General features: G+C 54.8%; 16 protein-coding genes and 1 tRNA gene. 14 read left to right on the forward strand and 3 right to left on the reverse strand.

Features of this window, described 5'->3' with window-relative positions:
• Positions 1-7 precede the first annotated feature (7 nt).
• The 8 genes from SH678x_RS11880 (at position 8) to SH678x_RS11915 (ending at position 4,717) form a co-directional block, all read left to right on the forward strand.
• Entirely contained in the window at positions 8-499 is a 492-nt protein-coding gene (locus SH678x_RS11880; protein ID WP_496918663.1) for a hypothetical protein, read from the forward strand.
• Entirely contained in the window at positions 496-798 is a 303-nt protein-coding gene (locus tag SH678x_RS11885) for a hypothetical protein (RefSeq protein WP_496918664.1), read from the forward strand. Before SH678x_RS11880 ends, SH678x_RS11885 begins: the two co-directional genes overlap by 4 nt.
• Positions 799-853: 55 nt before the next feature.
• The gene (locus tag SH678x_RS11890; protein WP_496918665.1) at positions 854-1,615 is read left to right on the forward strand and encodes a hypothetical protein; all 762 of its coding nucleotides are present in this window, start codon (positions 854-856) and stop codon (positions 1,613-1,615) included.
• Positions 1,616-1,619: 4 nt separating this feature from the next.
• A complete protein-coding gene (locus SH678x_RS11895) occupies positions 1,620-2,273 on the forward strand; it encodes a hypothetical protein (protein WP_496918666.1) in 654 nt (217 codons plus the stop codon).
• A gap of 18 nt (positions 2,274-2,291) precedes the next feature.
• Positions 2,292-2,552: a hypothetical protein gene (locus SH678x_RS11900; protein ID WP_496918667.1), complete on the forward strand. Its 261-nt coding sequence runs from the start codon at positions 2,292-2,294 to the stop codon at positions 2,550-2,552.
• A 154-nt stretch (positions 2,553-2,706) separates the two neighbouring features.
• A complete protein-coding gene (locus SH678x_RS11905) occupies positions 2,707-2,943 on the forward strand; it encodes a hypothetical protein (protein ID WP_496918668.1) in 237 nt (78 codons plus the stop codon).
• A 73-nt stretch (positions 2,944-3,016) separates the two neighbouring features.
• Positions 3,017-3,268: a hypothetical protein gene (locus SH678x_RS11910; RefSeq protein ID WP_496918669.1), complete on the forward strand. Its 252-nt coding sequence runs from the start codon at positions 3,017-3,019 to the stop codon at positions 3,266-3,268.
• Between the two features lie 222 nt (positions 3,269-3,490).
• Positions 3,491-4,717: a tyrosine-type recombinase/integrase gene (locus SH678x_RS11915; protein WP_496918670.1), complete on the forward strand. Its 1,227-nt coding sequence runs from the start codon at positions 3,491-3,493 to the stop codon at positions 4,715-4,717.
• Here SH678x_RS11915 and SH678x_RS11920 read toward each other — a convergent pair.
• A tRNA-Arg gene (locus SH678x_RS11920) sits at positions 4,691-4,764 on the reverse strand. The genes SH678x_RS11915 and SH678x_RS11920 overlap by 27 nt on opposite strands.
• 398 nt (positions 4,765-5,162) lie before the next feature.
• On the reverse strand, positions 5,163-5,510 hold the full coding sequence (locus SH678x_RS11925; protein WP_496918671.1) for a hypothetical protein: 348 nt from the start codon (positions 5,508-5,510) through the stop codon (positions 5,163-5,165).
• Positions 5,511-5,866: 356 nt separating this feature from the next.
• On the opposite strand from SH678x_RS11925, the gene SH678x_RS11930 reads away from it, so the two are divergent.
• Positions 5,867-7,117, forward strand: coding sequence for a PQQ-binding-like beta-propeller repeat protein (locus SH678x_RS11930; RefSeq protein WP_496918672.1), 1,251 nt, complete (start codon positions 5,867-5,869; stop codon positions 7,115-7,117).
• Positions 7,118-7,133: 16 nt separating this feature from the next.
• Here SH678x_RS11930 and SH678x_RS11935 read toward each other — a convergent pair whose 3' ends face one another.
• A complete protein-coding gene (locus SH678x_RS11935) occupies positions 7,134-7,979 on the reverse strand; it encodes a YdjY domain-containing protein (RefSeq protein WP_496918673.1) in 846 nt (281 codons plus the stop codon).
• 213 nt (positions 7,980-8,192) lie between these two features.
• On the opposite strand from SH678x_RS11935, the gene SH678x_RS11940 reads away from it, so the two are divergent.
• From SH678x_RS11940 to SH678x_RS11960, 5 genes are all read left to right on the forward strand, one after another.
• Entirely contained in the window at positions 8,193-10,052 is a 1,860-nt protein-coding gene (locus SH678x_RS11940) for a hypothetical protein (RefSeq protein ID WP_496918674.1), read from the forward strand.
• 11 nt (positions 10,053-10,063) lie between these two features.
• Entirely contained in the window at positions 10,064-10,768 is a 705-nt protein-coding gene (locus SH678x_RS11945) for a YggS family pyridoxal phosphate-dependent enzyme (protein ID WP_496918675.1), read from the forward strand.
• Entirely contained in the window at positions 10,765-11,061 is a 297-nt protein-coding gene (locus tag SH678x_RS11950; RefSeq protein ID WP_496918676.1) for a DUF167 domain-containing protein, read from the forward strand. The genes SH678x_RS11945 and SH678x_RS11950 overlap by 4 nt, the downstream gene beginning before the upstream one ends.
• A 299-nt stretch (positions 11,062-11,360) precedes the next feature.
• A complete protein-coding gene (locus SH678x_RS11955) occupies positions 11,361-12,092 on the forward strand; it encodes a PEP-CTERM sorting domain-containing protein (RefSeq protein WP_496918677.1) in 732 nt (243 codons plus the stop codon).
• Between the two features lie 107 nt (positions 12,093-12,199).
• The gene (locus SH678x_RS11960; RefSeq protein ID WP_496918678.1) at positions 12,200-13,096 is read left to right on the forward strand and encodes a PEP-CTERM sorting domain-containing protein; all 897 of its coding nucleotides are present in this window, start codon (positions 12,200-12,202) and stop codon (positions 13,094-13,096) included.
• The last annotated feature ends 52 nt before the right edge of the window (positions 13,097-13,148 follow it).

A 13,148-nucleotide genomic window follows, 5' to 3' on the forward strand; every position in this document is an offset into this window, starting at 1 on the left:
AACAAATATGAGTACAGAGATAAATAACAATATAGAGCTGCAATGGGTTGGCTCGCGTTCCATCGCGTGCCAGTCTCTCCCGTGGTGGCTGGCATCGGCTGCCGTGGAAACCCCGCAAACGCCAGAAACCCCGGCAATCCCAGCGGAAACCACCCCCGACGAATCGGAAACCTATTTCCCCGACGCGGTGGACCCTGCTGAGTTCGACGAAAACGAATTCTTCTGGTCCCATCTCTCCGACCGCGATCACGCCTATCTGACTTCTCCCCGCGAATTCCCGGCGGCTTGTCCGTGGTGCGGTGGTAGGACTCGGCATAGTCCGGCGTGTGAGGAACTGCGGGACCGACCGGGACAAGTTGTGCTGGAGTTCGGGAAGTACAAAGGCAAAGCGATTGCATCCGTACCACCCGACTACCTGAGCTGGCTATTGAGCTGCTGCGATTCCTTGCGGCAAGAGACACGGCAAGCCATTGGCGATTACCTGGAGCAAATGCGATGAACACCACCACCCGACAACGTGAACTGCCGTTCGATGAAGCCTACAACCGTGCAAGAGAAACCAAAGCCGAGCGTGTCGAGCGGCTACTTGGCAAAGCTCCGAAGCAACTGACCACGGCGGCGCGGATGTTCGATGAGAGTGCTTTCGCTGAAGCCAGCCGCATTGCACGCGGGGTTGGGTGGAGTGAGTTACATGCGGTTGCTCATTCGGTCGTGGCGGCTGAATCGTTCGGCGAAAAGGACCCACTCCTAAGTGCTGACAGTGTAAGGACTTGCGGAGCGGGTCCTTCCTGGAGTTAAGGCACTATGCCGCACAATGAATAGCCAATAACAACACTAGAAAAAAATTGTGACAATGCGACAACTCACGAAACCCGCCGAGATTGAACTGGTCAAGCTGCTGGCTCGCCATCAAGCACCGTGGCAACCGGTGCGGCACGACCGCGATAAAGCTCCGGCGATTCATGCCGCACGGCTTGCCGGTGGTTGGTTCAGCCTGGAACGCCTGGACATAGCAGAGCGGAAGCGGCGGGAACGTGCCATCGACGTACTAATTGCCAACGGCTTGCTCGAATCCCCCAAGGTGCTGACGGCGGACGGGAAGCGGCTGGCGAGATCGTGGACGTGGACCTACTCCACAGAGACTCTCTGCCGAGCCGTTCAACGAATCGCGGAGCGGGTGACGGCTGGCGATTGCCGACATGCCGGGTTGGTCCCTGAGACTCTCATCGTCGGCAAACAATGGGGTGATGACGTTCGACCGTTCGCGGCTTTGCAATCCATGCTGCAACCATTGTTGGCGGATGGCGTGATTGAAACCGAAAGCACTTGCCACGGTCAGACCTATTACCGCTTGGCGGACTCCCTAGGGGATGCTATCGCGGCGGCTCGTTCGCTGCTGGTCGATGGCGTGGCAATCCGTGGCGAGTTGCTGGACATGTATTTGAACACCTACACCACGGCACGGCGGGAGTTGCTGACTAGTGGTGCATCCTATCAAGACATTGGCGGCATCTCGTTACCGCTTTGCGTGGAGCTAGATAGCGGTCGTGATGATAACGACCTACAAAAAATCAGTTGTTTGTTTTCCAAGGATTTTTTTAACGAAGGAGTTTGAGATTATGGCAGTTGCCACATTGAAGAAACCAAAACAGGTAGCAGAGCCTCGGGTGGTGCTTGCCGAAGGGCTGGACGCTAATCATCCCTTGGCACTGGCTGGACCGTCGCAAGGCGATTTGTCGCAGGCGAATCAGTCAGCACTAAATGCGTATTGGCGGACGGCACTCGATTGGATTCGCGATGCAGAATCGCTAGTCGAGGACAGGGCGAATCTGTTAGCCAGCGGCATGGACAAGAAGGTGCGAGAAGTTCTCGCCACTTCCGAAAAGATACTCACCCGCCGGGCTGAACTGGAGAATGAACAGAAGCGTTTGAGAATCGAGAAGTATCGGATAGCGGCGATTCTCAAGCCTGAGTTTGCCAGAATCAAGCAAGAGTGCGCGGCGGCGCTCGATCGAACGATTACCGACACAATCGAGGTGATGAAGGCGGAAGGCATCAATCTTCACGAATCGGTGTTGCGACATCAGGCGGCGAATGAACGACCCGTGCTGGTGGCTCGATCACGGCTCACGACAGCCACACAAGAGCTACAGGCTATCGAGGGTCTGGCGGAAGTCGCCAAGAGAAGTGCCGAACAGTTTGGCATTCAAGAGATTGTGTTTCCGGTCCCCGATGGCGAGCAAATGATTATTGCCCGGTTGGCCAGTCTTTAACCAAAGGAGTTAGTTGAGATGAAATCGAAAATTAAGTTTGGAAATCAGGGTTTCAGCATTCGCAAAAAGGTTGCGAGGATCGACCAAAAGAAAGCCGAGCTATCGCGGACGATGACGCGATTCGAGCGAAAGCTGGTTGGCCTTCCCGATCCGCGTAAGGCATCGGTCCGATTGATCGGCAAGCATGTCGAGCGGACCGATGCCGATGGCACGATCACTCGCTACTTGGCACCGAAGCCGATGTTTCCGAAGAAAGCCACAAAGATGATCGCAGTTTAATCAATTCCGCTGATCGTGGAGCCGGATGACAACGGCGTCGAAGTGATACAGCGGGTGGCCCTGGCGCCCCGCTACTCTGGGCGGGTGGCTCGCAGCGACGCACCTCTACATCGCTGTGAGCCTGCCGGGGTTTTTAACATAGGAGTTTATTTCAATGGATGCGTTTGGCTCAAAAGTTTTGTATGCGGTCGTGGCTGAGAAGTACGACGGCGAAAAGTGTTGCATCAATAAGCACAACGAGATTGTGCCGATGGGCGAATCGGCGGGCTTTGCGGTTCCCAAGGTGATGCAGAAAGTTTTGCGAGATGCGAAGAGCGGACAAGTGCCGGGCGTGAAGCCTGAATCGGTTGAGTTCCGCAAGTTCGCTCGTGGTGGTGGGCTTCCCAGATAAGGGGTGCTCGTTGCTCCCCCCAAGCCGTCGTCGTCGTGGGAACGGGCGGCGGCGGTTGATTTAATTCAAGGCGATGATGGAAGTCAACCCAACGGAAGCCGAGATCAGGATTGCTTGTGCGAAGATTCAAGCCGGTTGGAGTGAAGCCGAGCGGCGGAAGCGTGGGGCGTGGATGGTGCAGGAAGTCGTGACGATCCGGGTCGTGGCAGATTCCGGCGAGCTTGGCGAGTTGGTCGACGGGATGATTGAGATGGACCCGCAACGGGTAGGTGTCAACATCAAGGCAACACGTTTGAACGCGGGAGAAGCCATCCTATGCGATTGATTTTTGACAGAGTTGACTAAAACGGATCGATTGAAGCAAAATAGCGTTATCAAAGCTCGAAAGAGCACAGCAAGAAATTATCAAAATGAAAGCAAGAAAAAAGAGCGCGTTGCTGCGCGGGTATGCGGTATCCGTAAGGACCGCGGGGGTACTTGCTACTCCTGATAGTGCCAGCGTAGCAACGCGCTTTTCGTTGCGCACTCTGCGCGGAAAGGTTTCACCATGCAGGATGAAATCAAAGTCTATGTCGTGAAGTATCCCGGGCGCACTAACCTAATGATGCGATACCTGGACCCGGCCACCAACAAACAAGTGGCACGCACCACCGGGACTAGCAAGCAACGGGAAGCCGAGAGAATTGCTTACAAGTGGGAAGCCGAGCTACGGAAGGGGACCTACCAAAAGCCTAACCGCATGACCTGGGGAGACTTCCGGCGAAAGTTCGAGACGGACTTCATGCCGGATATCAAAGGCACCTCGGCGGCTAACTATGATTCGACGTTCAAGGCGTTCGAGCAACTAACAAACCCGCAATACCTAGCAGACCTAACCACGGCGCGGGTAACAGCATTTAAGCGCGAATTGCAGAAGCCGTACACAATCACTAGAGGCAAGGGAAAGAAACAGACAAGCCGGGAGTCGAAACGGAGTGATGCGACCGTAGCGCGGCACCTGCGGCACCTGAAAGCGGCGGCACGTTGGGCGCACGAACAAGGCTATCTCTTGAGTGTTCCCAAGTTCAAAATGCCGGACGGCGTTAGCCGCATGAAGGGGAGACCAATTACCGGCGAGGAATTCGACCGCATGATTGATGCCACAGAGAAGATCGTCGGCAAGAACGCTGCCGATTCGTGGAGATTGCTGCTACGCGGGTTGTGGACTTCGGGATTGCGGCTAGGCGAGGCTCTGGCGTTACGCTGGGATGCCAAGTCTGGTTGTCCCCGTGTGATTCTCAACGGCATGAAAAGCGTTCTGGCGTTCGATGTTGATAGTCAGAAGTCGGGTAAGGTTCAACTAGCACCCCTAGCACCGGAAGCCGTGAACCTGTTGAAACCCATAGAACGCCAGCAAGGGTACGTGTTCTCTTTATCACTCAACGGCGATCCGGTTCGCCGGGAAGTCGATACCGTCGGCAAGGTAGTTAGTGCGATTGGCAAGGCGGCTGGCGTGGTGGTTGATGCCGAGCGTGGGAAGTTCGCCACGGCTCACGACCTGCGGCGTTCGTTCGGTTTTCGGTGGAGTCGCAGCGGAATCAGTATTGCCGAGCTGAAGGAACTGATGCGACATGCCGACATCGAAACCACGTTGACCTATTACGTGGGACAAAATGCCACAGATACCGCAACAAGGCTCTGGCAGGCGTTAGGTAACACTTTGGGTAACACCCCAAAGTCAGAAGAGCAAAAAACACTAGAAAAACAGTACAGCCCACAGGAGTCGAACCTGTAACCTTCGGATTCGTAGTCCGATGCTCTATCCAATTGAGCTAGGGCTGCAAGTGTATTGATTTCAACGCGTTGTGCCGCGGGCGTCAATGGGCCTTGAACCCCACTGGTCGCCTTTCTCGCGCGGGCTGCTTACCTTACGAAAGCGAACTCACGCGAAACGAACATTCTACACAAATTCCGGGCGCCGTTAAGGGCCCGTGAGTTACCGCTTTTCCGGGCCACCTGGGGCCGCTGATGCCAGCCTATCGTTGGCAGATAGTGCTATTTCGGCAGTCTCGCGCCCGATCTCGAAGCCACCGCCGCCCCGGCCAAACAGGAGGCCCAAGCGGAATATCTTGCCAAGGGAGTGACACCCGAGGATGGCTTGGGTTCGGACTAGGGCTCTGCGCTACGGGATTTCATCATCGGTTTCCTGTAGTACAAGACTCGATCGCGTGCCACTTAAATTACTTCTTGGAGACCGCCTTCAGCGATTCTAGCACTGCGACGATCTTCTCGTGATTACTTTGAGTTTGGCTTACCACCAACGAGTTATTCTTATCAAACGGCATAATTTCTCCTTCGCCCGTGCCTGCCGACATCCATGATGCCGGTTCAACGGTGGCTTGTAGGTGTGCGATGAGAATGGACGCATCAAAAACAGTCCCATCCTTTGAATCTTTGAACACTGGCAAATCATCAACAGTGTAGACAATGCGGATCAGCACATCACTTTCATCGACCGCAGCGGTGCTGATCCCCGCGATGGCGATCATCACTGCCGATATGGCAACTAGCTTGACGAATTTGGGCATGGGAGAATCCTTTCAGATCGGGGAAGAGTCGTTAGATGGAATCATAATCCTAAGCCAAGCGAAAGACGTAGATCAGTTTGCCCGGGAAGTGGAGGCATTTCCGGCATCGATTGGAATGGAATAAATTTTTGGTTGGAAGCTTGCTCTCCACCTCTACTCAGCAGATTTGCGAACAGAGCTGAAAACAAAATAGACCGGGATCATCTTGCGCAATTTACCACTCAATTAAGTTGATCGCCGCCCAATCGTGCCAACCTTGCCGAACTCCACCTTGGAATCTTTCGCCAAAAACGCTATACCAAACTCACCTTCCCCGCGCTTCTCCCTCCCGCTCTCCTTTCAATAAGGTACTCCCCATGGCGAAATGGTTTGGCCTGTTTCGGTTCGTCTCTGTCTGCCTCGTTGCGCTCGTCTGCGAATGGGCTCAGGCCGAAGGGCCGTGGCCGCAGTGGCGTGGTCCGCAGCGTGACGACATCTGCACCGAGACGGGACTCATTCAGGACTTCCCCGAGGCGGGGCCACCCCGGTTGTGGATTTTTGAAGACTGCGGCGCGGGCTATTCCGGTCCGGCCATCGTCGGCGACAAGGTCTACATCTTGGGCGGACGCGAGGGCAAAGACTTCCTGCTTTGCCTCGACGGTAACTCGGGCAAGGAATTGTGGGCGACGGAACTCGGCACGATGTTCGAGAACGATTGGGGCAACGGCCCGCGCTCGACGCCGACCATCGAGGGCGATTTCATTTACGCGATGGCTTCGAGCGGCAACTTGGTTTGCTTGAAAGCCGCCGACGGCGAAGTCATTTGGACCAAGGCGATGCAGGATCTGGGGGGCAAGATCCCCGTGTGGGGCTACAGTGAATCGCCACTGGTGCTGGACGATAAAGTCATTTGCACCCCGGGTGAACAGCAAGGGGCTATTGCCGCGCTCGACAAAAAGACGGGTGAGCTGTTGTGGCAGACGAAAGACTTGGTCGACGTGGCCCACTATTCGTCGGTGATGCCGATGGAGCATGACGGCAAAACAATTCTGGTCCAGCTGTTGTTCAAAGAACTTGTCGGCGTTGACTCTGCCGACGGCAAAGTGCTGTGGACGGTCCCCTTCCCCGGCAACGTCGCGGTGATTCCCACGCCGATTGTCTCGGGAGATAAGGTCTACGCGACGGCGGGTTACGGTGCGGGCTGTGTGATGCTGAAACTCGATGGCGATAAGGCGGAAGTCGTTTACGAAAACAAGAATATGACCAACCATCATGGCGGCGTGATTCTGCTCGACGGCCATATTTATGGTTATTCGGATGGCAAGGGCTGGGTTTGCCAGAATTTGGAATCAGGCGACATGGCGTGGCGCGAACGCGAAGCCCTCGGCAAGGGAGCGATTGGCTACGCCGATGGGCGATTTTATTGCCTGGAAGAAGATACGGGCGAAGTCGTACTGATCGCCGCGAGCGACAAAGGCTGGGAAGAGCATGGCCGATTCACGCTTGAGCCGCAAAGCAAGATACGCAAAGAACAGGGCAAGATTTGGACCCATCCCGTGATCGCCGATGGCAAGCTGTATTTGCGCGACCAGGATTTGGTGTACTGCTTTGATGTCAAAGCGCAGTGAGCTATACGGGGTCGCTTTACTTGCTGTCCGGCGCCGCCGTTTTGGGCTTCGGTTTGAGCACCACCCGCACGGGTGTTCCCAGTCGTGGAATCTTCTCGGTGTTGGCTTCGAACATCAGGCCATCATTCACTTGGCTGCTCTCAACGGGGATATCGAGCATCGCGGTTGAAAAGTTCGAGACGCAAATGAGATCTCCCGACTCGGCTTTGTAGTATTCCTTACCGGTCTCTTCGTCTTGCCAAAAACCGCTGCCAGCAAAAACCCACGGATAAGTCATCGGTTTCTCGGTGCGAATGTCTTTCACCCAATCTTGGGCCTTCGTGCTGTGCCATTTGCCTTCCTTATCGGGCCAGCGAATCTCAATTTCAATTTCCGAGCCCGCGGGCGCGCGAAATTTGGGACGAAAGCTCGCTGTATGCCCAACTTCCGCCCCTACGGCCAAGAGCGCCGCATGCAAGGTTTTCGCGCGGCTGAACACGGCCACGACCGATTCATGTTCTTTTGTGCCGACGGGGCAGGCCAACATTTCGAGCATTCCTTCGCGGAGCGACACATAGCCATCCACGTAGACCTGCTTGTTTTTCATATCCACCCAAACCACATCCGGCTTGGGAAGCGCCTTGGCACCCTCGGGCGCGGGGATCTTGGGGGGCCGGGTTTCGCCCGTCTTGGGATCAAAATACATGTACAACGCTTCTTGATCGCTGACATCATCGCCGGGCTCGCGCGGCGATTCGGCTGCCGCCTGTGGCTCAGCGGCTGGTTGCGTTTCCGCCTTTTCCTCAGCTGAAGAAACGCTCACTGCAACTGAAAGCAGTGCCATGATTGCCAGCAAACCCCAGGCGAGTGAATTCTTGTTCATGGCCAACCTTCGCCTATTCCGGTTTTTGTGCAGATTTTTAGAACTTCAGTTGCCGTGAATTATAGCGTCTTAACAATTGCCTGTCCCCGAAACTTCCCGAATAAAAATCCGTCTTCACCCCGTGAAGTTACGCTTCCCACACCTTAAAATGGCACCGCCGCTTAACCGTGCAATGACGCCACGAAACCCGTTTGAATCCGCTCAGCAAAATCTATGTCCGCTACGATTGACACCAACCTCGAAACGTCAACATCCCTCAACGGCCACGCCACGGCCAAATCTTCGTCGCGACTTTCCGCGCAAATGGGCCGCGCGAATTTCTGGCGCGAAGGTGCCCCCAAGAAAGTGAACGGTAAAGACGGCTGGCAAGTTTGGTCGAACCACTTGGCCAAGCGTAAAGCGCCGCTATCGCTTGATCGACTTTGCAAGGCAAAAGGGACCGCGTTGATTTGGGGGCTGAATCCCGCGCAACTCCCCACGGCCACTTTTGAGTTGTTGCAGCTGGTCGCGCAAATACAACGCAAGACGCCTCCCAAGCCGATCGTGCTTACCGACGCGCTCACACAATGGCTCTCCGGGACTCAGTCGCAACCACAGAGCTTGGAGTATGCACTTGAGTGTTTAGCAGTCGCTCACTTGCTTCCCTTCGCTGCTGCGCACATTGAAGGCGAACTGTGGTGGTCGGCGCTCGATACCTTGGCCGACACGGTCGAGCAATCACACAATTGGCATATCGATGCCGAAGTGCCTGCCCAGCAAGGATTGGCTCATCAACTGTTGGTTGGTGAATTGCCTTTGACGCTCGCTTATTTGTTTCCCGAAATTCGTCTGCTGTACAAACTTCGCACGGCCGGTTGGGATACGCTTGCCGAAGGGCTTGTCGAATTTCTCAATGGAGCGGGTTTGCCCCATGCGAGTTTTCTGCCCATCTTTCGCGGACTCATCGCCTGTTGGACGCGCTGCTGTGCGTTGACCGACGGGTCGAAGAAGAACATCTGGAGCGATAAAGCCGAAGCTCAATATCAAATGGCGGTCACGCGATCGCTTTGCTTATCATCGGCCACGGGGGCTGCCCTGCTCTGCGGCGATGACGTGCCGAATTGGACACCCGACTTTCTGGCCTGCATGCTACACGTCGGCGGAGATTCTTCCGATCGCAGCGCCGCGCGGGACTTGTTCGACAAGAAACTCACCAAGCAACTCGCAGGAAAATCAAACAAGCACGTCCCCGAGTTTTCGGAATCGTGCGAATGGGCGGGACTGGCTATGCTGCGGACCGAATTCGGTCGCGATAAAGCCGTACTTGCGATTGATTACTCGACCCCGCAGATGAAGCTCGATTTCTGGTGCGGCACGCAGCAATTGCTCACCGGCATTTGGATCGCCGAGCCCACTGCAGAAGGGAAAAAGCTCAGTCCCATCGGCCAGTGGGAAGAAACTTGTTGGTTCAGTGATTCCGACATTGACTACATCGAATTGTCAATTGAATACGAGAACGACTGCCGGATCGAACGCCAGATCGCCTTGGCACGCAAAGACAAGTTCTTGCTGCTGGTGGATAATGTCATGGATTCGCCTGGAGAATCGACTTCGCATCGTATCGTCTTGCCGTTGGGCGCCGGTATCGGGTTTGTTCCCGAAGCCGAAACCCGGGAAGGCTTGTTGATGGCCGACAAACCCATGGCCCGTGTGCTGCCGATCGCTCTGCCCGAATGGCGGGTTGATCCCCGTATTGGGGAGCTCACCGCGATCGACGGCCAATTGCAGCTTGTCGAAGATCGCCCCGGCAAGAACCTTTCTTGCCCGCTGTTCTTCGATTTCAATCCCAAGCGATTCAATCAAGCCAGCACGTGGCGGCAACTTACCGTGGCTCAGGCGCTGGAAATTCAACCTCCCGACGTTGCCGCCGGCTATCGAATTCAATGCGGCAAGGATCAGTGGCTGGTCTATCGCTCGCAGGCCGCCCCCGCCAATCGCACCGTACTGGGCTACAACTTGTCAATCGAAGGGGTCATCGGCCGGTTCCGCAGTCCCTCGGGCGAAGTGGAAGAACTTTTGCAGGTTGAAGGATAGAACAATCCTCGGTGAACATCGCGCAACTCATCGCCGATAACCTCGCTCGCGTTCAGGAACGCATCGCTCATACCGCGACATCGGTCGGACGTTCGCCCGACGATGTGCAACTCGTGGGCGTGAGCAAGTATGTCGGCATCGAAGAAACGGCAGCCTTGCTAACCGCGGGTTGCTCGATCTTGGGCGAGAGCCGGCCCCAGCAGCTGTGGGACAAAGCCGAAGCGCCCGCACTCGCCAACGCGAAATGGCACCTCATCGGCCACTTGCAACGCAACAAAGTTCGCCGCACGCTGCCTGTGGTTGATTTGATTCACAGCGTCGATAGCTGGCGACTGCTCGAAACGATTGAAGCCTGCGCCGCAGAAATCGGCAAGCCCGCGCGCGTGCTGTTGGAAGTCAACTGCTCAGGTGATGCCGCTAAGCATGGGCTAACGGGCGATGACTTGCGGCGCATTTTGCCGGACTTACCAACCCTAAAACATGTGTCCGTCTGCGGCCTGATGACGATGGCTGCCTTGGAAGGGGGCGAATCTGTAGCCGCCCAGAACTTCGCCGCCTTGAGACAACTCCGCGACGACGTTCAAGCAATGTGTCAGCCCGGAATCGAACTACACGAACTTTCCATGGGAATGAGCCACGACTTCGAAGCCGCCATCCGCGAGGGGGCCACTCTCGTGCGGGTTGGCTCGCTGCTCTTCGAGGGACTTTCGGCGTGATTCATTTGAAAGAAACGACCCAGGGGGTTATCCTTTCGGTCCGAGCTCAGCCAGGAGCCAAGCGGAACGCGATTACAGGTGTGCATAATGGCGCGCTTCGTGTTTCGGTCACCGCCGCCCCCGACAAAGGCAAGGCCAACGATGCGATTATCAATGTGTTAGCTGAATCTTTTCAATTAGCGAAGTCTTCGATAACCCCGCTGGGTGGTGCCACCTCGCGGCAGAAGACTTTTCTCCTCCAAGGCGTCAAATTAGATCTGGTGAAGTCGCTGCTTGCTAAACGACTCGGCTAATGATCTATCAGTCGAGAGCTCTGCGGTTTTGTGAAAAAATCTTTGAAAGCGATTGCACTCATTCGGGACTTGGAGTATTTATAGCCCTTGGAGGCTCGTTTACAGCGTTCGTAGCCGTCGCTGATCTTTTCAACGAAGAATACTTTTTTTGCTTCGATCTGAGGTAACACGCCCATCTCAACTGAGATGCAGGTCGCATTTGTCTTTTTGTCTAGTACTTCCAGGGTGTTTTCATGTACCTACATTTGCACCGTGGATGAAAGCCTTTTCACTTCATTACTCTTGTTAGGGGACGACTCATGAAAAAGAACATCATCTTGGCGCTAGCTCTCATCTATGCCGTAACTGCCTCACTGACGGCCCAGGCAGCCACTCTCTTCTTCGACTTTGGTGATAGTTCGCAGTTAGTGCCAAGCTCCGAAAACTACAATTCCATGACGGTCAATCCTCCCGGAACTCCGACAATCTTCAATGCCATCGATTCAACGGGAGCGGGCACAGGAATTGGAGCCAGTCTTTCCGGTTTCTTTAATGGCTCAAATACCAATGGCACAACGTCTCCAACGGGTGCAGCCGCCGTTTTCCACCCACAAGCCACTCGCGACAATGGTTTCGGACATGCTCAGGCATTTGGTGTTAATCCATTAACTCCAGAAGGAAAGATTGCTTTGAGCGGATTGGATACTTCAGGGAACTCCACTTATACTTTCACCTTTTTTGGCTCACGCACCGGCGTCGGTGACAACCGTGAAACCGTCTACACCGTACAAGGTGGCACGTCCAGCGCCAGCAGCTTGAACACCGCCAACAACACCAGCAATGTTGCCCTTGTTTCAGGAATTCTTCCGGATGCTAGTGGTGAAATTGATATTCTCATTTCAGCTGGCCCGAACAACACCAGTGCAAGCAGATTCTGGTATATCGGTGCCATGAGCATTGAAGTAACGACCACATTGGTTCCAGAACCAAGCACGGTTGGATTATTAATGTTTTCTGGCATGGCATTGGCTATTACTCGTCGGAAGAGATAGTTCGCACCTTCTCCCACACGATTAATTGCCACTCTCCGTTCTTCACGATCTGTGAGGCACGGCATGGCTCATACCATTTTAATCCTTCGAGCTGAGGTTTTTCTTCCATGTTTCATGCAATCAAGAAAACTGCGCTATCAATAATTTTGTTAGCTTCGTCAGTAAATATAGCTTTCGGCCAGGCTAAGGACATTCTTTGGTTTGGCAACAGTTTCACCAATGCCACTTGTTGTGGAGGATCGCAAAGTGTTCCCAACACATTTAGCCTGATCGCAATTGCAGCCGGCGAAATAGCGCCTCGCAACCGCAATGCGTCATTCGATGGTCGAAGTTTGCAGTGGCATATCGATAATAATTCCACCGTGATCACGACTGGCATCGTAGCCAGCGAGAAATGGGAGCATGTAGTTCTCCAAGATTTCTCCACGATGCCGACCCGCTTAGGCAGCACAGCTCAACACATTTCGAGCTCGGTAGCCCTTTACCAAAAGGTGGCTATCCACAGCCCGAATGTTGTTCCCGTGATGTACGAAACTTGGGCCCGCGGCTTTGGCCACTCCTACTATGCAGGTGGTGCCGGAGCGACCTACCCAGGTGGTCCTTCCGAAATGCAAGCCGAAACTCGTAGTGGCTATCAACAGTCGACTGCCGCAATTAATGCCGCTGTTGCTACAGACATCGGCAAATACGCCCCCGTGGGCGACGTGTGGGAATCGACCAACTTCGCAGCCAACATGTATGCCAACGATATTTACCACGCCAACGATCGTGGCACGTTGTTGAATGCATTGGTCCTGTACGCCACGATTTACGAAGATTACACCGTCAGCGATATCAATCTCAGCACGGTGTTGACCAATTTCAACCCGGACTTGACCCCTACTGATGCCACCGCGATTGCCGGTGCTGTAGACGCTTACTTTGCATCGCTGGTTGTCCCCGAACCCAGTTCAGCCGCTTTGCTGCTGGTGAGTACGGTCGGCTTGTTGCGTCGTCGCCGCTAAGCTTGACAGATATTTGAAGAACCTCGAACCCGGCGAGACAAAGTGCCTCGCC

The sequence above is a fragment of the Bythopirellula superficialaquae genome, assembly GCF_059632245.1.